Below are 19,991 nucleotides of genomic sequence, written 5' to 3' on the forward strand. Positions count from 1 at the left end.
TCAGCCCTTCTTCAGCCGCCAGACGGTGGAAGAATTCTAAATCGGTTTCACGGTACTGAACGCAATATTCCCGTTTGGCGCACTCACGCCGCACCGAAAATGCGTAATCATTGATATTCATTTCCTGGAACAGCACCGAGAGAATTTCCGGCACGTCCAGTTGCTGGAAGATCCGGCTGTTATGGCGCAGCGACAGTCTTTCCAGTGACGGCACCAAGGTGAGTGAATAAAAGGTATGATGGTGACCGGTATCGCCCCGGCTGAAGTTGCGGATAATGCCGTGAACTTTTTGCACAACCTCATGATCGCGCAGCACTTCAAGCAGTGCACTGCTATCGACCATTTGCTCGAAACTCAGGTCGCTGTTGCGACTGGCAATATCGATGCGATAGCGATAGCCATAAACCGGCTGGCCTTGATCATCGACTGAATCTGAGATGGACTCGATCCCCTGATAGTCACGGACCACCAATGTCTCATCATTGACGCCGTCGATGGTGAGACGAAACATTAAATTTCTCATGTTGTGATAATACCTATGCCTTGATTGTTAGTGGCTGATTAATTTCAGCTCTGACTAATTATTCTTCTTTATTATCGTTTTCGTTTGAGAGCCAGAACAGCTCTAAAGCAAAGATTATACAAGACTCATTGAATAACATCATCTAGTAAGAAGGAAGACTTAACATCAAATTCCAATTTAACCTATCGGTCAAACAGAAGCTTATCAGACAGATTATTGACACCACATCCAATCAGAACTAACCTACCCGCGCACTGGCAAAATCCAGTGTCGGGATTGGAACCTAGAGGATCCCCTCATAAAAACGCCAATACATCCCCATTTTTCCTGATCTCTCGAAGAAACAACGAAGCACCCCTGAGTAAATCCCGCTTTCTCAAGTGATATCGATGATGCCGAAGCACCTCACTGCCCAGCCGGATAGCTGAAAGAACATTTCGGGTTTGAACGGTATTCGCCTGAAAATGCCTATGCCAACCTTTCTCTTTTGCTACTAAACCTACCCACCAGAGCACAAGTTGGAGTACGAGTGCGATTAGCAACATAATATCGAACCGTTTCGGACACCGACTTCGACTCTGCCTTAGACCAAACCCATAAGCCGGACTTTTCAGATCTCGGAAGGTTTCTTCTATCTGCATCCGTTTACTGTATAACTTAACCATTTGAGCCGGGGTAAACCTTGAAGCGGGTAAATTTGTCGCTAATATCCAGCCCTCTTTTGCTGCCTGACTATAGAAGGCCGACCCCTGATGATTACTATTGGTTACTGTTGAACGCTGGTTTTTTCGTCCTTTTATCTTTGCACGATAAAGATAAATACCGCATGTAATGGGGTTAGAGGAAGTGAGGCGGCAAAGACCGAGATACCGACTTCGCGAAGTGGCTTTTTTCTGTAACGTACTGATTGGTTTCCAGTTATCGCGCTTTGTATCTGTATAGTGGATGACGCCCCTGACTCTTGAAAGCCAGAACCAACCTTGTTGCTCAACGGCTCTGAACCAAGGGTTTTTAAACCCAGCATCAGTGACTATCAGCGGAACACAGCCTTGTGGAAGGACAGAGGCCAGTTCTTTCAAAAATCTTTTATGAACCTTATCTGTATTGTGCTCTTCAAGAGTGAATGTTCGCTCATAAAGGGTGACAGAGCGGCCAGATAATGCGACAGAAGCTCGCAATACCATAAGGCGCTGAATTTCTCGGATATCCGCCCAGTCGACAAGAATTACGGGCATAGTAGAGTGACAAATCATAGAAGCCTGCCAGCGGTAGACGGCGGCTCGTTCGTAATGAAGGTGGTGATTTCCAAGCAACCTGTCGATGCGCTTGATATTGTGTTTGGTATGAGTCTTTCCTCCGATATGACGGCCAAGCTGGGTAAGAGTCAACGTTTTACTATTAAACAAAGCCTCGCTGGCAGTAATAAGTGTTTTGAGACGCTTAGCATGTAATTCAGGGCAATATTGGTGTAATGATTGATATATAATCTGAAATTCGCGCATCTTGTGCTCCGTGTTCTGTTTTGTTTTGGTCGATAAAATTAGATCACAAAACAAGGTGCGCGAATACCTTTAACTGTCTGATGTGGATAGAAATTATGTGGGGATTCTTCAGGATTGGAACCCCGTTTGATATAGGCATAAAAACATCCTCTCATTGTTTTTGTGAGATTTTGCACACCTGAATATTATGGTGGGCTGGATGGGGCTGACCTCGGTCAGGCCGTTTCCTATGTCACGGTAGTTCCAACTCCGCCAGCTCACCACCCATTGATTGGAACCTTTGCGTGGTGATTGTAACCTTGGCATAGGAGACAATTAAATGTCTGAGAAACTCTCCCGAGAATTCGAACTCACACAGAAAGCACGCGAATACCTGATTCAGTTACAAGATATTTATGGGGACACTGATAGGAAAGAGCTATGTGATGTTCTGCTTTATCTTAACAATCTCTTAACTACTGAGGTAGCAAGATTGATGCATCAAGAATGACGGTTCTGCAAATCAATCTAGAGTCGTGTTATGCATTAACGGCTCTGTTTTTTATATGAGCCCTCAAAGTCATATAGTCAGCCGACTCGCCAAACGAAGACTGAATTGCAACGTTTATGATTTTCGACTTTTGTGATTGTATACACCGTCGAATGAAATAAGACGGACTTCCAGCACTCCCCCGAAGAATTCTAACCGTACAGAGGGTTCATTTTCCTGTTTAATCTGAGAGCTAAATGTCTCATAAAGAGAAGCCATAAAATCTTTCACAGACTGATCTGCTTCAGCCAGAGAACTGGATAAATTGCTTTGTTTCATTTTTAACCTCGCCAACATTTGCATTAGAAATTTGTTCACAGCTATCAAGCTGTTTAACCTTTCTTTTGTATGAATGATTTATATTGCGTTCTCTTATTAACAAAGGAGAAAACAATGCAAATCAATCACATTATCTTAAACGGCAATCTGTTCAGATATTCTTTATATAAAAGCTGTCAGTCTGAGTCTGATCAGGTTGTTATCTTCCTACTTGGAGCATTACAGGATATTGAATCCGTAGATTCGTTCTCTCGTACATTCTCTGAACATCTGGACTGTTTCACAATTGAAGTGCCGGGAACCGGATGTACAAAACCACTAGATTCAAGTATCAGCATCCGAGAGCAAGCGATGATGCTTCTAGATTTTATTGACTATATGGATATAAAAAAAATACATGTAGTCGCTTTATCCTATGCAACAGCAATTTCTGTTGAACTTTGTTGTATCAGTCCCTATATAGCCAGTCTTTCGATTTGTGGTGGAGTTCCTAGTATCCCAAAATCAGGCCGATATGCGACAAAGCAAATGATTTCAGCCGCAATGCAAGATGTCGAAGGCTTTGCCAAAACATTTACTCATGTAATGACTGTTGAAAACCCTGATATTCCCCAAAACAAAGCCATACGAAAAATTATTGAGAGAAATATATCTAAAATGACTCCAGAAAGAATTGATATATTCTTTGAAAATACCGTAAGACTATTAGTTCACAAACCAAATAATATAAATAATATAAAAATCCCTTGTACTGTTTGCGTGGGAGAATATGACCCATATATAACTAAAGAAAGTGCATTTGAATTTTCACAGCAATTACCAAACTGTAATTTTGTTATAATTAAAAATGCAGATCATCTTGTCCATCTGGAACATCCAGAAAAATTTAGTTCTATTTTAATCATGCAGGCAATATCGTCTGTAACTATTGCTAATTCTCTAAAAGAGCTTGCCTGATTAATTTAGACTTATTTTTAAATTTATATTCAACTTGGTCAACTTAAACTGATGTGCATTTTAAGTTGACCTTTTACAACTAAGTGACATGTATCACAATTCTATTTGTATATCTCTGACAAGATAGTCAGAACTTCAATCATCGATTCCTGCTCACTTTCTTCAAGTAGCTTCAAAGCTCCAATAGTTAATGAGTCTCGGACATTCTGAACTTGTCTGACTTTATAAAATTCAGGAAACTCTCTCATTTCACTGATAAAGTTAACATGGGAGTCAAGCTGAAATCCTTTCATCACTCTAAAGCCAATGGATACTGGAAAATGGCTGGTTTTTCGCGGGTCTTCTAGGATACGATACTGGTATTTAGACAGGCCAAGAACTCTTGATATAGTATCAACTGAAAGCTCGTTTTCTTCCCTGAATTTCTTTACTGTAATGGCAACAGAACGGTAATAATCATTTGCAAAAGCGTTAAGATCTAAGGTATCGGGTGGAAACAGATTACTGTGGTCTTCCATCCTCCCGAATTCTGACTCTATCTGTTTCCTATATATCAGAAATTCCTGTTTCAACTCTTCACTCAGCATACTACAGACCATTGCCAGAAAATTTTCAAGAATTTCTGCTGGGATACGCCCCATACGGACAAGAGCCTCGACAATACCATCCCCCATACCCCGATAAAGTTTGTTCTGTCTGAATCCGTGAAAAAAAGCAGTCATTGGAACCATTGTGATCCATGAGAATGCGGCAACGACATGGAGTGGGCGCATCGCCGGGTAGCTTTGATGCATATATCTTTTTAAAGTATCACTTTGTATTCCCGAAAGTCGTTTCTCTAATTGCTTGAATGTTAATCCCTGAGTTCTTCTTACATATGACATTGCAGCCGAGATATTAGAATTGAAATTTGTCATCATTCCATCTAATTGAACAATTTCCTGCTCAGATACAATTGAAATATTTTTGTTTCTTTGTTCCAACATAGACAACCTAACCTAATTTCATTACTTAACAATAAATATTTTATGTATTACACAGCACAGAGGGTATTAAGTTTTTCAAATATGTCAATCCCTCTTATGTGTCATTTTTGCGCACAATACATATTTATACCTTCTCTAATATTAGAGTGAGCAATACGTGAATTATTCACATATTTGTCATTTGATAATTGATAATGTACATTTTTACAAAATAATAACCAAATATATAAATTTAATCTGTCATATGAAGATTTGATGACAGATTTATATTGCATTATTATTTTATATATCAATAATAAAAAACAACAAACATGACAACCGTATAATCACAGCGATTTTCCTGACTGTTAATCGTCATGCTATGGGGATTTTAATGTCTGTCAAAAAGAAAGTTATTAATATAACACGCAATGCATAAAGCATTTTATGATGAAGTCATTTATTTGAAATGTGTCGTAGAAAATATAATGGGGATAAGCAATGAATCGTAGAATCGAAGAAGTAGAAATGATTAGAAGTGAAGCGGATTTGGCCATTCTGGCACTGGAAGCCCAAACACTCAACGGCATTCCGGGCATCGCAACCTTACAGCAGAAAATGATGGCTATCAGAGATGCTGCCCATAATTTGAATGAGTGGCTGACCTCTGAAATTAAAAAGCATTAACACAAAACTGTCTCATATCATATTCAGTGAAACGAGAGAGGAATGAATCCACCCGTCTTCATTCCTCTTTCTTTTAGGGTCGATAGCCCATAACAGACATTAAGTGCGATTGACCAGAGTTTTCAGCATTATCGGCACCTGCGGATCCCCGGTTTTTATATTGCCCCACCAACTGACTGTTGTCGGCTGCAAGTCTGGACTCCCGCTCCGCTTTCCATGCATCATCCAAATCATCCGTTGACATCTGGCCGACATCATAACCATTCGCCTGAAGGGCTCTGGCAAATTTGATTTTCACCGGGTTCCCCCCTGCCCATTGAGGCACCTGTGTTGTACGGGCATTACTGCGCTGCTCTCCGAGTAAACGTTGCTGCAAATTCTGGACAGATGCATCAAACTGCGCATTAATCGCCATAATCTGTTTCTGCCCTGCTTCGCTTTCAGGGGAAAGTACCTGTGCAATCGCCTTCATCTTCTCTTTCTCCAACGCCACAATCGCATCGTCATATTTGGACTGGTTTTGACGACTTTTACCAAAAACCTGCTTGTATGCATCAGATGAAGCCGCCTGACGGCGCAGAGCCAGTTGAGAGGTGATATCTTTCATGGCCCGCTCAAGTGGGATGACTTTCACTGTATCATTGAGATCTGTACTTCTGTTATTCGTGACCGGCTTCGCCACCCATTTACCATCATCACCATAATTAACCATGGTTGTCAGCACAATACCGGGCTGCTCTCCCGGCTGATTCGGGTCGATATCTTTGGCAAGGTGAACACCACCAAGTTTTACATCTTTAATCGTTTTTCCGGTTATTGGGTCTTGTTGTCCGACCGAGGCTTTCACCTGATTTTCATACATCACCCCGAGTGCAGAGACAAAATCTGCATCATCCGATTTAACCTGCCCCTGAGCTATCTGCGGCAGTTTGCTTTCAATCACATCAAAGGCTCGATTGACTTTCTTAGACAGATAACGCCGGGGATCGTATGCACTGCCCCTGATATATTCATTATCAAGCACCGGATCGACTTCGCCACTATCGTTATATTGCTTCCACGCATTCTGAACGAGCGGTAGGTTATCACGGATATAGTTCGTTTTTTGCGCCTGATTGAACTGATAGTCACTGAGCTTCTGTCTGGATTGACTGGCGGCAAGCTGAGCATCCGCGACCTTTCCCTGCTGCGCCTGTTGTTTTGCCAACCACCCTCCGACTCTTTTCCCATCCTCCCCCGTCGTGCCATATTTTGCATCAAACTCAGACCGCTCACGGTCAGAACGCTCCTGTGCCAGTTTCATCTGTTGGTCATGAGCCTTGAGAGACATCGCCTGATTTTCTCTCGCCATGGTCATTTGTTCATCGGCCTGTTTCAGCGAATGCTGGCGACGATAGTAATTATCCATTACCTCAAATCCGCGTAGCGCGCCATCTGCAAAACCACGGGTATCCAATGCCATCTTCATTTCTCCTTAGAATAATTCACCAATCGCGTAACCGGCAGCAGCGCCTACCGCTGTCCCAAGGCCGGGAGCAACCATGGTGCCAATCGCGGCACCACTCCCAACAGCCGACATCGTTTTCTGCTTTGCAGCTTGCTTCAGCGCTTCATTTTTACTTTCCCTTTGGGTTTCTCGCTGAGCTGCATCTCGTAACCCTTGCATTGCAGAGCGTTTAGTCTCACCGGCAAGGCTCAATAAGCTATATGACATGATTTTGATCCTACTGATTTTGTGATGTGGCTTGTGATTTCAGGCCATAAGCAGCACCAGAGAGGACATTCATTGAACGCTCTTTCTCATAGTCTCTAAGGCTGTTTTTGGCTGAAACTGATGCGAGTGCTGATTTCACGTGCTGGCTGGCATCAGGGGTTGAACTGAGTCCATATCGAGCCATTTTATTCGCTTCTCCCTGCTGTGCCGCAGCTAAAGATGAAGCTACATTTTCGTCGACACGTCCCAGTTGCTCATTGAGCAATACACCAGACTGTGTATTCCTAAGCAATTCCTGTTGTTTTGGATAAAAACGATTATACCAATCATCATATTGCTGTCGGACAATACCCGCATAAGTATCTGATGCTATTCCCATATAAAGTCCCCTTAGCTATACATATAACCGCTTGGATCACTCTGGACATTGTATGTATTTAGTCCGGCTCTCTGAGTGGTCATGCCATCAACCCCATCCATCTTGGCGGTATTCTGCTTCTGATAGTCCTGATAACTCCGAAGACCTGCACCAGCCACTGCACCAACCGCCTGCGTATTTGCTGACCGGGTATTAAATGAGCTTTGAGCATCACTGGCCGCTTGATTTGCACTCATCGTTGCAACATCACTGAGCCCCTGAAGAGCCGTGGCCTTCTGACCGGTTCCCATCGCAACTACATCACTTAATCCGGCAACATATTTATCCTGCTCTGAGGACTGAGCCCGGTTGACCGTATTTGCCTGATTGATCGCTTGATCAGTGGTGATATCCGCCTGCGTCTGTTTGAATTTCCCGCTACTCGGGTCAACCCCGGAAGCGGCCATGCTGCGCGCTGTGTTATCCCGGTTTTGGCTGTATGCAGCGTTATAAGCCAAATCAGCATCAGATTTTGTATCTGACATATTTGAGTCACTGTTGTAATTTCCGACACGCTCAATAAACGAATTCTCATACTGGGATAATTCATCCTGATAAATACGCCATTGCTGATTGGCGACATCAGCTGCGGCCTTCTCATAAGATGTTTCTTTTATTTCATTGCTACCTTTATTTCCACCCATGGCTTACAGCTCCTTTATCCAGTGTTGAACCCGGTCGTTACTGCTGTCTTGTGAAAACCCCTGACGCCGCAGAAATCCAGACAGACGCTCAACTGTGGTGAATAACTCGATACCACGACCGCCAATCTGTCGGGTCAGTTGATGAATATCAGATAGATAAGTGGACAGCACACATTGACCCAGAGACTGAGCAAACATGATATTGACCCACACAACCCCATTTCTGAGGGTTGGTTGAAGAACATAAAACCCACCACCGCAAAGAAACAAAAACGCCCTGCATTCAAGCAAGGCGCGGTCAATCTGGTCAGCGAACGGGTCTTTGTTGCGCTGCTGCGCTCCGGTTATAAAGGGGAGTATTCGCAAACGATGCTTTCTGTAATCGGCTCTGACTGAATTCATCCGCTATACCACGCTGGCCGTACTGGCCGGTCTTCATCTCTGAGGTTGTATTGTCTCAGTCGATCACGGTAGTCGATCACCTCCTGTAACATGTTGGTGTCTGCGACGACGCGCCCCCCATAGGTTGCATCAGCAATCAACATATAATCGGTATTCTGAAGCTCGGTATTCCGCCATGTCCGTTCGTTATACTCTTCCGAATCCAACCAGCTCTGATACATTGCCATTCGGTGGTCATATTCCTCCTGAGTGAGAAGACCGTCAGAGCGCATTTTTGGCAGTTCATCCAACGTCTTAATCTCATCATTGTGGTAAAAGCGGTAAACCGATTTTTCAATCTCTAAGTCATTCATCGTGGATCCACTGCGTTATCAATTGCTGCTCTATAAGTAACGGTGCCACCACCGTCGTTTGTCGAATCCAGCCGGACTCTGAATCGGCCAACCGCGGCTGGGTTGTTCGTCCATCCCGGGCCGAAGTTTGTTCGTCGGTTTCTCACGCCAAAGCTTCGGACACCGTAACGGTTGCCACCACCGGCGGCATTACTGTCATAAACATAGAAAACCACACCGCCGACATTAAACTCAGTACCCGGAGGCGGCATATAATTAGCCGAGCACATCGTGACACTGGCAATCACATGTCCATTAATCCCGACCATCTGCACGATAAAACCGAGAAATCCAGAGCCGCCTATCCGGGGGCGGTCTACACGAATATCAATTACGTTTGCCGGAATGGTGCGAAATCGTGCGCGGTTCTGAGTCGGAAAGTTCATAGAAATATCCCCGGCTGCATAAAAATCCAGACAAGTGTTTGGCGTGTTGCCGTTCCATGGCGCAGATACCCGTGTTTCAACTCTCACCTTCCTTGAGGCGGCAACATAGATATTCCGGTTAAACGGGTAGGTTCGGCTGGTCGTCATATTGTCCCCAAAACACAGAAATAGCTCCGCACCAGTGTATATCTGAGAGCCGATAATTGAACTGCCGGTAATGGTTGCACCGTTGATATTCCCGCCGTTCATCGTTGATGCCGAAATATCCCCGTTAAAATATCCGTCGGATGCTTCAATACGCCCTGAAAACGTCCCGCTACTGGCGGTCATCACGCCTTCATTTGTGACATTAAACAGCGAACCAATGTGTATCTCAGCGCCGTTAATCACGGCGCTGTTTAATATCGGGGTATCAATTTCTATCCCGGCCTGAATCGTATCGGCAACAATATCCTGAGCCTGAAGCACTTCAATCGTCGCCTCTTCAATCAGGGCTTTGGGGATTTTGACTGCGCCACTGTCCACCGCCAGCAGCGGTGTCAGGGAGTCTTCCATATTGGGGTCAAACACAAATAACTGGCTTGCAGAAATGGCAACCTGACTGGTTCCATCCGCCCCGGCGAGGATGCCAATCCCAGCAGTAATGTTTCCGGCAGTTGCTTTCTGTGTCCACATATCCTGAAATGCGCTACTCCCATTTTCATTGATTGTGTCAATGTTGCTCGTCAAATCCTGAATGAGTGCCGAATCTTTCATCTGCTCACCAATCTCATCAATCACAGAGGAAATATCCTGACTGGTTTCACCGAAGGTACCGATGGTTGCGTGATACGGGCCGGGCTTATTCTTTATATTGACGTGCCGGATCCAGTAATAGAATGTGGAACCTGTTGTCACTATGTCACCGAAGACGGTAGCCGGGGTGGTTGCTATCAATACAGCATCGGTCAGGGCATCGGTTACTGAGCGCCAGACCTCTGTATATGCATGGCCGGTATATTGGGGGGCATCCCATGTCAGCATGATTGAAGCAAAACCGCCGCTGACTGCAAAGCCGGTTGGCACGGTCGGATATGCCGCCTTATTGTTTTCTGTATCTGACACCGGGCTCGGGCTTAACACATACCGCCCACCGGCACTTTTTCTGACACCGGCCAGTTTTACATCCGCTAAATCCCGTACCGTGACCGCCCGATCTAATCCGTTGCCCCGCTGGCCGGTCAGTAACTCAATATTTTCCTGAACCGATTGCTCATTACGACCAGCGCGAAATGCTCTTTTTGTCATGCTAATTCTTCCAGCGAACTTGCCACGAGTATACGTTCAATGATTGAAGTCCCTTGAACATGAACCTGCCACTTGCTGGCTCGTACAGGGGGCAGCCGGAATGCATCATCCGTGAGTTGCCCCACTGGCACAGTCAATATTGCTTTCCCGTCAGCAATAAATGACACACTGACAGACTCAGGAGCCGGTGACTGGATCCGAGCACACGACAAAATAGAATGGCGAGGCACCAGAAATGTTTTACTCTGCCATTCAAATTCAATGGCTTCTTCTCCTTGCCGCCATTGTGAAACCGACAGGCCGGAGACAATCATTAATACATCCCGCTCTAAATCGTTGTAGGCACAATCCCATCTATCGCCAATGCGAGTAAAATCCTGAGAAACCGGGTCAAAGATAAAGCCGCTCACATCAGTCTGAGCAACATACTTCCCTTCAACCGCAACCGCCCGGATGGTTTGAGGTTTGAAGCCCTGCCATTGCTCACGAGTAATAAGCTGATGAGTCATATGGGTTGCACCATCACGACTGACAGCAATCAAACCATCCGGAGAGGCATAAACCGCCATGCCGGACAGCACAACCAGTGAGTCTGGACTGACACATGCCTGCTCAATATCGAGTTTTGTACCGGTAACTGCACTCGGGGTGACACCACTGAAAATGTACGGATAGCCTTTTGTAGTCACAACAAGCGAATTACCAATTGCTGCAATGGCAACAATCTCATGCTCAGTGGTATCCCGGTATCCGGGCGGCCATGCGTAAGGCAGATACGCTTCAGAAAACATCACTTCATTTCCGGCAAACCCGGCACAGATACCATTCGCCATTTGACATAGTCCCTGCATGTTCTCCGGGGGAAGTGCATAGTCATAGGTTTCCAGCACTGCGCCACTGACATCACGCGCCGAATCCATATACTGCGTCTGCGCAATCGGCAGCTCAGCACAGAGAATGTACTCACTATCGGTTGATGAGGTCACAGAGCGGTATAATCGGGTGTGCGTAATATTGTGCGAATTACTGACCGGCTGAACCAGTGTCACCGTCACGGTAGACCCCGGCTTTTCAATCACTACCGGCACTGACGGCTCTCCCGGCGCGCCTTCTTCACCAAAGCGGGTCACGTAGGTCTGGATGTAGACCCGGTCTTCATCATCATACAAAGCAAGCTCGCCTTCTCCGGGCTCTTCCCCGGTGGAGGTATCCACATCGGATACCACCGGCGGCGACCCCGGCAGCGGAACCCCTAAGTCATACCATGCCACCGGGCCGAATCCGTCCGCGCTTAATGCGATATCCTGAGCCGTGACCCGTGGTTTTGCATCGCCGGTCCAGTAAACCCGCAGATAGGCATCCTGAGCCATCGGATTGTCAATCGCATGAACCCGGTTTTTCCAGTAGAGCCAGCCCTCGTCGGTGTATCTGAAAAGTGTGGAGGCTTCACCCGGAAGTTGGAATGCCAACAAATGATTGAAAACCGGTGCCAACACACCATTTTCAAACTGACAGTCCCTTGCCACCGTCGCCGCCTCATCAGGCAACAAATGGGGCATCAGGCGGGGAACTTCGCCTTTCATCATCGAAATATTAATCATAAAAACAGAGAAGATTGTTATTGGCTCGCTTGACCGAGACCGAATTGAAATGCCTGAAAGTGAGAAACCGCTTTCGCCTGTTGCGCCTCAGCCTGCCCGTCCCGTGAATAAGCCCGGTACATGAGGTAGTCAAACAGCAAAGGCGCGTATATATCGTGAATATCCACCCAGTCAGAATCCCGGCTGACATGCAGGTGACGTGAGTAGGTCAACTCAATCGGCTGTACCGACTGAGTTGACGGGAAAATAAAAAACGTCAGCGGATCATCCGGGTTTCGCATCCAGTTTGTAGGGCGCGTATCGGTCTGCCTGCGCCAGTCCGGATAAAGATGACTGATGCGCTCCTGCTCCGTCTGCTCTAAACCGTACCCGTTGCAATGGTTCACCGACAGCAGTAAATAGGCATCATCCGGCAACGGCACCTGCCACTGCCCGGCAGCGACCTGAATTTCCGCTGTTTTGTTGGACAGCGCAGGGTGCGCCAGCGTTAAGGCGGCAAGAGCATCATTGAAACTGCACCGATGGAAATCTTTTGACCAGAGTGTGAATGTGTCATCGACAAGAGCATTGCCCACACGGATAATCAGTTGGTTAACATCAATCATCAGAAAAACTCCCGACGGCGGCGCTCCGGTGATGGATTCAACTCGGGGAACGTTTCAATCCGCCAGCGATAGGCTCGGCGAATGCCTTCCGTAAATTCGCGCTCATGATATGGCGTCAACTGACTCTCCGGATCGGTTTTTTCTGAATCGAGAATGGCCGCCGCACCATGACAAATGATGTCACACCAATCGGACAGCAGCGTTTCAGGCACATACCGGGTATCTGGCTTTGGCTCAACAACAGAGACAAACTGAACATGACACGCATCTTTATAAAATCGGGCAGCGTCAAGACCGGTCATGATGTAATCCATACCCGGTAAGAGTGACTGCCCGTGCGATTGAATACCAAGCACTTTCGCCGCTTTGATACTGCCCGGATGATTACGATTTTCATCGGAGCCTTCCACCACGTTGACCGTCTCCCCAGCTGATATCAGGTCAATGGTTCGCTGGTGAATAATCGCCTGACTCTTTCGGCAAAACGTGATTGCCGCCCGGACGATTGCCGTTTTCATCTCTAGAACAATCCGATCGGATACCATCGTGCGCAGGGTTGGCAGAAACTTATCAACCGCAATCATATTCATGATGACTCCCCCTCTCCAATGTCCTGCATTGCGCGGATCGTATTCCGAACCCGGAGCCGGTAGTCCTCGGCACTCTCCTGAGCCCCTTTGTCATCAATAAGCATGTCAGCCCCTTCAAGTAAAGCTGCAATCTTTGGGCTGTTCATCTTCTTCAGATCATACGGTTTGTCTCCGACCATGACCGTAAAGTCCGCATCAATTATCTGTTGTCTGGCCACATATTCCTCATCAGCCAGAGCCTCGGCTTGTGCCTGCTCCTGCTCCGCTTTCTGACTGAGCACATCATCTAATTTTTCTGCTTCGATAAACACCTGTTCAAACCGCAGCAGGTTTGCAGCAACAGAGACTTCCACTTCAATCGGGGTCATCCGGGGAAATACCTGCCGGGTGCCACTGACCGTATCCCGCTTAAATGCTTTGGGACCGATATAAACAATCGAAACTTTACTCATAAAATCACTCTCCGGAAAAAGAAAAAGGGCGCAAGCGCCCTCAATGTGGGTGGGTTATCGGTCAATAGCCCGTAGCAATGTATTCGGGTCTGATTTGAAGCGTCCCGGTGGCGGAAGCCCCTTTAATCGTGGTCGTCAGTTTCTGTTTTTGCCGTGTATATGCCTCACAGTTGATGGACTGACTGTACTCTCCGGATAAATCCACATCTTCGGCCAGCAACATCTCTCCCAGACGGATATCAGCCATGACCCCATCGCCCAGACCGGTCGTCGCAATCCGCAGTCCGATGAATTCAATCCCAATGGGGATGTCCAACATTTCAATCACATCCCCGACAGCAGCCCCCAAAAGAGTCACTTTTGATTTTGCAACGGAAACATTGCCGTGTGTCCCGACATACAGCCGGTCATGCATCGACGGTGCGCTAATCACTGTCATGATTTGTTCTCCTGTAAAGTTATGCACCGGCGGATTTGGTGCTGACTGCCGTATCTAATGCCATGACGCCATGGTCATTTAAGCGACCCGACTTATCTTTAAAGCGGATTTTTTTCAGACCATTCATCCATGCAATCGTGATTTCCGTGCGATTTCCGGCATCAGTTTTCTCTTCATGAATCGAAAACTGACTGCCGTTTTGCGTTTTACCCCAAGCAGAGGCTAGTGCCTGCCCACCCAGAAGAATGGCCCGGTCAATCGTTGTCCCGGCACTTTGCTGTGTTACGGTGGCAGCATGATTATTCATAGACACCTTCACCGTTGAACCGGGGTTGAACCGAACCGGGCACCCCTTGTACTTGCGCACCAGAATATTGCCCTGCATTGCACACTCACCACTAAAAACCGGGTGTTTAAAGTTCCTGCTCCGGGTAATTGCGTTAGCCACCAACTGTTGCCAGTCTTTGTGACTGGCTGTCTGTTTCCAGTCAAACCACTGACGGGGCGTGACGTTCAGTACGTAAAATGGTTCATCGCCTGCCAGCTCATCATGCGTGAACCGTACTGGCTGAATGGGATGTGCCATTTCTTCCAAATAGAGGGACATGCTATCGACAACTTCAAGACTGAACACATCGGCCTGATCGATTGCCTCAAATTTTGTTGCATCCCCACCGAAAAAATGGCGGTCATAAGTGGGCGGTAACACATCATTGACCATGATTTCATCAAACTCATCGTGATCGGCCAGCGGAACAATAATGTCATCGTGCATATAGTCACCACGGGCTCCGGCCAGATGAAAAGTTGCGGTCTGATCCTGCAATGTATTGAAATATGGTCCTAACAAAGTACGCGCTGTTCTTCTCAAATCATGAACTGTGCGTTGCTGGCTCATTTTTCCACCGGCATCAACTTGGTGGCGTCCCTGATCGATTGATAATTCAAATTCGGTGAAATCCAACGATTCACCCCGTCCGGAGATTTTTTTATCCCCCATGGTCGGACGTTTGGAGAGACCGTGAATGATATTCATATCCACAGTATCCCCTGCGGTTTTTTTTAAATCAGACACACGTACAATTGGGGCGTGAGGTGATGTCTGGCGCTCTCCCTTTTTGTCACCGGTCGCTGCCTTCGGCACATCTTCGGTGAACATATTGACAAACGACCGGTTACGCTGAGATGCAGTAAACAACGCCGCTTGTTGAATTTTTCTGGCCTGCGCCTGAGTAATGGTTGTCATAAATGCTCCAAAAAAAGCACCCACCGGTGAGGGTGGGCGCTTTTAAACGGTTGGCGTGGATACGCCGGGGTTATGTATCGAATTCGGACAACAGCGCTTCAATCTGTGCGTCTGTCATCCCTGAGAACATGCTCTGGATGTCGGTTTCATCTGCTGTTGCCAGCCGGTCTTTGGGGGAAAGCTGGTGTGTCGTGGTCTGCCCGACTTCCGACGGAGAAGCGGGTAAATCATCAGACGGGTCTTGAGCTTCTGCGGTTTCCTGCTGCGCTTTGGCTTCGGACTGTTTCTGATCTTTTACCCGTCGGGCCACCTCGGCAAAGCGCTCATTCAATGGCCTTTGACTCCAATTCGGATCGGCTCGTAACTCATCGTCGATATCCAGAGCCTTGTTCCACTGCGCCCCCCCTTCCTGCTGCCATGCCCGTAAATCGCTATTCTCCTCAATTGCATCTGCAACCGGATTTGACGGCGGGGCTGGCTCATGGGGTTGCCGGGACTCAAACTGATCGACTCTGGCATACAGATGACGGATCATTTTGCCGATTTCCGGATAGTCTTCGGCCAGTTCATTTAACTGCTCTTCAGTGACGTTGAAGTTTTCCGGCAGATCTGCCGGGTCAACACCCAATGACTCTAACTGCTGATTACGCAGCTCAAGCAGCCTTTGATCATCACTCCACTGGCTTTCACGCGACTTAAACTCATCAAGCTGCTGCTGAAGCTGTTTGTTCGTCTCCCGCTCCCGTTCAAGTACATCAAAAATAATGTGCTCACCATCTTTGGCGGCGATCCCAGACTGAACGGCGATTTCAGAGGTTTCAGGCTCATCCTGCGAAGCTGCCGAAACTTCGCTGTTATCGGCTGTCGGTTTACCTGTTGCGCTCTGCCCGTTCGAAACATCGGCATCATTGTCAATTTCCAGCTCATCAGCTTCAATTCGATCCAGTAATGCTTCAATTTCTTCCGGGGATTCATTGCCGGTTAATTCATCCAGTTCAAAACTCATTTTTTCTCCTGCTATAGACTTATCGCTGTCTGTGCGCTCGGTAGCTCTCGTAAAAACCATCTGACTCACAGGCATAAAAAAACCGACAGCCTTGCAGCTATCGGTTGATGTCCGTGGTATTTCTGAATTGCGCGTAATAAAAAAGCCACGTCTGTTTTGGACGCGGCTTTAGATGATGGGGAAATTCTGGACTAGTTTTTTGGGAGAATCAAATCTGAGTTAAACCAACACAAAATTTATTGGATATACAAAAAGTTAACCCCTTCAGCATCTCTGACACAACTCTCCTTACCAATAACTGTCACACTGCTATTTGTTGCCTTTGCTGACAAGATGCCAGTGAAAATATTTTGGTCAGGGTGTAGTAGCGATTATTAACTCAAATAATGAAATGATACGTATCGAAAGCCTACTTATAGACGGTAATGCCGATCGTTTAAGAAAACTTGAATGATCCTAGGGTGGCCTCATAATCGGTCTCAGAGTAATTTCTGAGGCCGTTTTTTATGTCTGAATTTTCTCGCGAGTTACAAATCGCAGCTGAATTTCATTACCCTGAATCAATCGATTCATTTCAGAAAAATATTCCTATTGAATGGATTTCTGAAGCAGTAAAGCAAACTGGCCGTGCTGCGGTTAGAAAACGAAGATTTCCTGCGGAACAAGCCGTTTGGCTGGTGTTGGGGATTGGGCTAATGAGAAACCGCTCTATCAGCGACGTCTGCGATAAGCTTGAACTGGCCTTTCCTGATTCAAAGGGGGAACTTCCCCCTCTTGCGACTAGCAGTATTGTGAAAGCAAGGCAGCGTATCGGTTTTGAACCATTACGTTACTTATTCCATACCACCGCGACTGAGTGGGAAAAAGAAGATACCGCGACCTCAGTTTGTGGGCTGAAGGTTTTGAGTGTAGACGGAACTCAATTCAGGGTGCCTGAAACAAAAGATAATCAACAATTTGGCTATAGAAGTGCCACATCCACATTCCCTTCTGTATTAGCCGTCACATTAACGTCTACCCGAACTCATTTGGTATCCGATGTGGCTTTTGGCCCGATAACCAATAGTGAAATATCTTACGCTCAGCAACTTGTTGGCTCTGCGCCAGATAACTCACTCACTCTTTTTGATCGTGGTTTCTTATCAGCGGAGCTTTTCCAATCATGGCGCGGAGCTGGCAAGAATATCCATTGGCTGACACCAATCAAGAGTAAGTTCAGATATGAGGTTCTGGAGGAGTACTCTCCCTATGACAAACTCATCAAAATGCCGGTCTCTCCTCAAGCTCAAAAAGAATATCCTCATCTGGGACAAAACTGGCAAGCTCGCTTGGTACTCATTCCTGAGCCAAAAGGAGAAATCAAAGGCTTCATCACATCAATGGAATGCCCAGAAACCTATCCATTGAAGGAGATGGTCAAAGTATACTGGGAACGCTGGGAAATTGAGCAAAGCTACGGTGAGCTGAAACAGAATCAACTGGACAACACCACTGTTCTTAGAAGTCAGAAAGCGGAAGGGATTTATCAAGAGCTCTGGGGAGTTTTTATCTCTTACAATCTTGTCCGCTTAGAAATGAAAAGGATGGCAGAGTATTACGGTGTGGAACCACTCAGAATTAGCTTTATCAATGCGCTAAGACTGATACAAGATGAGTTTTTATGGTGTTCTGGCCGTACACCAGGGACGGTACCAAAGAAACTTCAAAACCTGAGAGAGAATGGCAAACGGTTCATCTTACCAGAGAAGAGAAAACGCAAACCGATACCAAGACAGGTACTCTACAAAGTCCCTCGTTATCCCTATAAGAAAAGAGTCGCTCGCTGTTAAGCGAGCGGCATTATACTTATAGACGGTGGGCTTTTTTATTAGAATGAGTATGAGAAGATACAGAAGACAATGGATTAGATTAACTCGGAATTGATTCCGAGTTTTTGGTTTTTAGGAAGCCCTAAGTTACTTCGGGCTTCCTAGTATCACTAATGTCGGCTACTCTTTCGACAAGTCACTCATGAGTGTTGATAACGGGATATAAAACACAATCCCAACTAAGAAAGTAACTATCTGAGCTAAGTAAAAGTTGAAGTTAATATCAGGTATCAACTGGAATCCGATATACATTGCCATAGACAAAATAGACACAACAAAGATGTATACCTGATAAGTGCTGAACCTATCTCTTTTCTTGTTTTTATCAGGTACATCAAGTGTCTTAGCCAGTAACTGTCCGTACATGATGGAAGTCGCTAGAGAGAAGTCAGACAGCTTTAAGAAGGACATCAGCTCATTGTTAAGCATCTTTATTAAGAACAACACCAGAAGCGGCAACGCTATGAATACCGCTTCTTTCTTCGCTGTGTCATAACTTCTAGTCATTTTCTAAGTCCAGTGTGAATTGCTCTATCTCGCTTTGCGGGACAACTCGAATCACTTTTAAAATCTCGGTTTCGTATGATACTTTTTTCTTGAGCTTGTTCGCTCTTCGCTTCGTTCTTACTTGAACATGCAAAGCATCACCAGACCATATTTGCTCTCCATGATTCGACCATTTTCTGAACCATTTCTCGTCTAACATTTTCGCGCTGAAATTCTTAGGTTTGCGTGTATTGCACTCAAAGTCCCATTGCAGATTCTCAACATAAGACGGACGACGAACAATGAACACTTCTTTAGACGGGAAAGGCTGAACAGTATCTTCAAAAATTTGGTCTCCCGTTCGCGGGCAAGAGAAATCTTTATTGATGTCATCAAAGTCTAGTTCACGGCCGAATTGAACCAAATCGGATGGTGAAAGCATCCCCTTGGCTTTGTGGATTTTGTTCAATGCGTCTGCCACGTCTATCAAGTGAGCATCACCTTCACAAGTGAATTGCTCAAAAGATGATTCATTTGCCGATGCTGTTTCATAGACGTTATCCACGAACGTTCGTACATCACTTTCTGAATCAATTTTATTAGCCGTGGCGATTTCTTTTCTTACACCATTATAGATGCCGTCAAAGATGTTATTCAGCTTCGCATTGAGAATTTTGTCTTTAATCTTTGTACCAATATCAGCAATACAAGAGCCTTCACGAGTACTGTTTAATGAAGAAATAAACTCTATGTCTTTGCCGTAGCCTTTGATAAAAGCTTCTTGAAGCTCGTTGAACCCCTCAATGTATACCGCCATTGCGTGAAAGACTCGCTCTGGTCTTCCCTCTGTTTTGTCGAAATCGATTCGGATTGAGTAGCCAAGAGACATATAATTCTCCATTATTCAGTCTGTTATATTTTTACCTGTATCTAGCAGTGACACAAGTAGTTTGTCGCTGCAGATTAACGCAAGTTCATTAAAAGCAATAATAGGAGTGAGGCACTCATATACA

23 protein-coding genes are annotated in these 19,991 nt (G+C 45.9%); 3 read left to right on the forward strand and 20 right to left on the reverse strand.

Features of this window, described 5'->3' with window-relative positions:
- The 3 genes from VRK_RS09130 to VRK_RS09140 form a co-directional block, all read right to left on the reverse strand.
- On the reverse strand, positions 1-523 hold a 523-nt coding region (locus tag VRK_RS09130), incomplete at its 3' end, for a contractile injection system protein, VgrG/Pvc8 family (RefSeq protein WP_269431946.1).
- A gap of 296 nt (positions 524-819) precedes the next feature.
- Positions 820-2,025 (reverse strand): IS4 family transposase, encoded by a 1,206-nt coding sequence (locus VRK_RS09135; protein ID WP_059120399.1) that lies wholly within the window; start codon positions 2,023-2,025, stop codon positions 820-822.
- 604 nt (positions 2,026-2,629) lie between these two features.
- A complete protein-coding gene (locus VRK_RS09140; RefSeq protein WP_231735755.1) occupies positions 2,630-2,833 on the reverse strand; it encodes a hypothetical protein in 204 nt (67 codons plus the stop codon).
- 114 nt (positions 2,834-2,947) lie between these two features.
- Here VRK_RS09140 and VRK_RS09145 point away from each other — a divergent pair, with 114 nt between their 5' ends.
- Positions 2,948-3,790, forward strand: coding sequence for an alpha/beta fold hydrolase (locus tag VRK_RS09145; protein ID WP_059121072.1), 843 nt, complete (start codon positions 2,948-2,950; stop codon positions 3,788-3,790).
- 101 nt (positions 3,791-3,891) lie between these two features.
- Here VRK_RS09145 and VRK_RS09150 read toward each other — a convergent pair whose 3' ends face one another.
- Positions 3,892-4,776, reverse strand: coding sequence for a hypothetical protein (locus tag VRK_RS09150; RefSeq protein ID WP_231735756.1), 885 nt, complete (start codon positions 4,774-4,776; stop codon positions 3,892-3,894).
- Between the two features lie 480 nt (positions 4,777-5,256).
- On the opposite strand from VRK_RS09150, the gene VRK_RS09155 reads away from it, so the two are divergent.
- Positions 5,257-5,442: a hypothetical protein gene (locus tag VRK_RS09155; protein WP_059121073.1), complete on the forward strand. Its 186-nt coding sequence runs from the start codon at positions 5,257-5,259 to the stop codon at positions 5,440-5,442.
- Positions 5,443-5,515: 73 nt separating this feature from the next.
- On the opposite strand, the gene VRK_RS09160 is transcribed toward VRK_RS09155, so the two are convergent.
- The 14 genes from VRK_RS09160 to VRK_RS09225 all read right to left on the reverse strand — a co-directional run bounded on the left by VRK_RS09160 (position 5,516) and on the right by VRK_RS09225 (position 16,624).
- Positions 5,516-6,904, reverse strand: coding sequence for a hypothetical protein (locus VRK_RS09160; protein ID WP_059121074.1), 1,389 nt, complete (start codon positions 6,902-6,904; stop codon positions 5,516-5,518).
- Positions 6,905-6,916: 12 nt separating this feature from the next.
- Positions 6,917-7,156 carry a hypothetical protein gene (locus tag VRK_RS09165; protein ID WP_059121075.1) on the reverse strand — a complete coding sequence of 80 codons (240 nt, stop codon included), beginning with the start codon at positions 7,154-7,156 and terminating at the stop codon, positions 6,917-6,919.
- A 10-nt stretch (positions 7,157-7,166) separates the two neighbouring features.
- Positions 7,167-7,535, reverse strand: a complete 369-nt coding sequence (locus VRK_RS09170; protein ID WP_059121076.1) for a hypothetical protein — start codon at positions 7,533-7,535, stop codon at positions 7,167-7,169.
- Positions 7,536-7,546: 11 nt separating this feature from the next.
- Positions 7,547-8,218 carry a hypothetical protein gene (locus VRK_RS09175; RefSeq protein WP_059121077.1) on the reverse strand — a complete coding sequence of 224 codons (672 nt, stop codon included), beginning with the start codon at positions 8,216-8,218 and terminating at the stop codon, positions 7,547-7,549.
- A gap of 3 nt (positions 8,219-8,221) precedes the next feature.
- Positions 8,222-8,620 (reverse strand): hypothetical protein, encoded by a 399-nt coding sequence (locus tag VRK_RS09180; protein ID WP_059121078.1) that lies wholly within the window; start codon positions 8,618-8,620, stop codon positions 8,222-8,224.
- Positions 8,617-8,973, reverse strand: coding sequence for a hypothetical protein (locus VRK_RS09185; RefSeq protein ID WP_059121079.1), 357 nt, complete (start codon positions 8,971-8,973; stop codon positions 8,617-8,619). The genes VRK_RS09180 and VRK_RS09185 overlap by 4 nt, the downstream gene beginning before the upstream one ends.
- Positions 8,970-10,685: a phage tail tip fiber protein gene (locus tag VRK_RS09190; RefSeq protein ID WP_059121080.1), complete on the reverse strand. Its 1,716-nt coding sequence runs from the start codon at positions 10,683-10,685 to the stop codon at positions 8,970-8,972. Before VRK_RS09190 ends, VRK_RS09185 begins: the two co-directional genes overlap by 4 nt.
- Positions 10,682-12,268: a hypothetical protein gene (locus VRK_RS09195; protein WP_231735810.1), complete on the reverse strand. Its 1,587-nt coding sequence runs from the start codon at positions 12,266-12,268 to the stop codon at positions 10,682-10,684. The genes VRK_RS09190 and VRK_RS09195 overlap by 4 nt, the downstream gene beginning before the upstream one ends.
- A 35-nt stretch (positions 12,269-12,303) precedes the next feature.
- The gene (locus VRK_RS09200) at positions 12,304-12,891 is read right to left on the reverse strand and encodes a phage adaptor protein (protein WP_059121082.1); all 588 of its coding nucleotides are present in this window, start codon (positions 12,889-12,891) and stop codon (positions 12,304-12,306) included.
- Positions 12,891-13,481, reverse strand: a complete 591-nt coding sequence (locus tag VRK_RS09205) for a hypothetical protein (RefSeq protein ID WP_059121083.1) — start codon at positions 13,479-13,481, stop codon at positions 12,891-12,893. Before VRK_RS09205 ends, VRK_RS09200 begins: the two co-directional genes overlap by 1 nt.
- The gene (locus tag VRK_RS09210; RefSeq protein WP_059121084.1) at positions 13,478-13,933 is read right to left on the reverse strand and encodes a hypothetical protein; all 456 of its coding nucleotides are present in this window, start codon (positions 13,931-13,933) and stop codon (positions 13,478-13,480) included. Before VRK_RS09210 ends, VRK_RS09205 begins: the two co-directional genes overlap by 4 nt.
- A gap of 61 nt (positions 13,934-13,994) precedes the next feature.
- Positions 13,995-14,372 carry a hypothetical protein gene (locus tag VRK_RS09215; RefSeq protein WP_059121085.1) on the reverse strand — a complete coding sequence of 126 codons (378 nt, stop codon included), beginning with the start codon at positions 14,370-14,372 and terminating at the stop codon, positions 13,995-13,997.
- A gap of 19 nt (positions 14,373-14,391) precedes the next feature.
- Positions 14,392-15,618 carry a N4-gp56 family major capsid protein gene (locus VRK_RS09220; RefSeq protein ID WP_059121086.1) on the reverse strand — a complete coding sequence of 409 codons (1,227 nt, stop codon included), beginning with the start codon at positions 15,616-15,618 and terminating at the stop codon, positions 14,392-14,394.
- Positions 15,619-15,688: 70 nt separating this feature from the next.
- Positions 15,689-16,624 (reverse strand): hypothetical protein, encoded by a 936-nt coding sequence (locus VRK_RS09225; protein WP_059121087.1) that lies wholly within the window; start codon positions 16,622-16,624, stop codon positions 15,689-15,691.
- Between the two features lie 506 nt (positions 16,625-17,130).
- Here VRK_RS09225 and VRK_RS09230 point away from each other — a divergent pair.
- Positions 17,131-18,453 carry an IS4 family transposase gene (locus VRK_RS09230; RefSeq protein WP_059121063.1) on the forward strand — a complete coding sequence of 441 codons (1,323 nt, stop codon included), beginning with the start codon at positions 17,131-17,133 and terminating at the stop codon, positions 18,451-18,453.
- A 159-nt stretch (positions 18,454-18,612) separates the two neighbouring features.
- Here VRK_RS09230 and VRK_RS09235 read toward each other — a convergent pair whose 3' ends face one another.
- Together VRK_RS09235 and VRK_RS09240 are read right to left on the reverse strand one after the other, a co-directional pair.
- Positions 18,613-18,999: a hypothetical protein gene (locus tag VRK_RS09235; RefSeq protein WP_059121088.1), complete on the reverse strand. Its 387-nt coding sequence runs from the start codon at positions 18,997-18,999 to the stop codon at positions 18,613-18,615.
- Positions 18,992-19,867, reverse strand: coding sequence for a hypothetical protein (locus VRK_RS09240; protein ID WP_059121089.1), 876 nt, complete (start codon positions 19,865-19,867; stop codon positions 18,992-18,994). The genes VRK_RS09235 and VRK_RS09240 overlap by 8 nt, the downstream gene beginning before the upstream one ends.
- Between the last annotated feature and the right edge of the window lie 124 nt (positions 19,868-19,991).

Origin of the sequence: Vibrio sp. MEBiC08052 (assembly GCF_001506075.1) — a bacterium.
Lineage (GTDB): Bacteria > Pseudomonadota > Gammaproteobacteria > Enterobacterales > Vibrionaceae > Vibrio.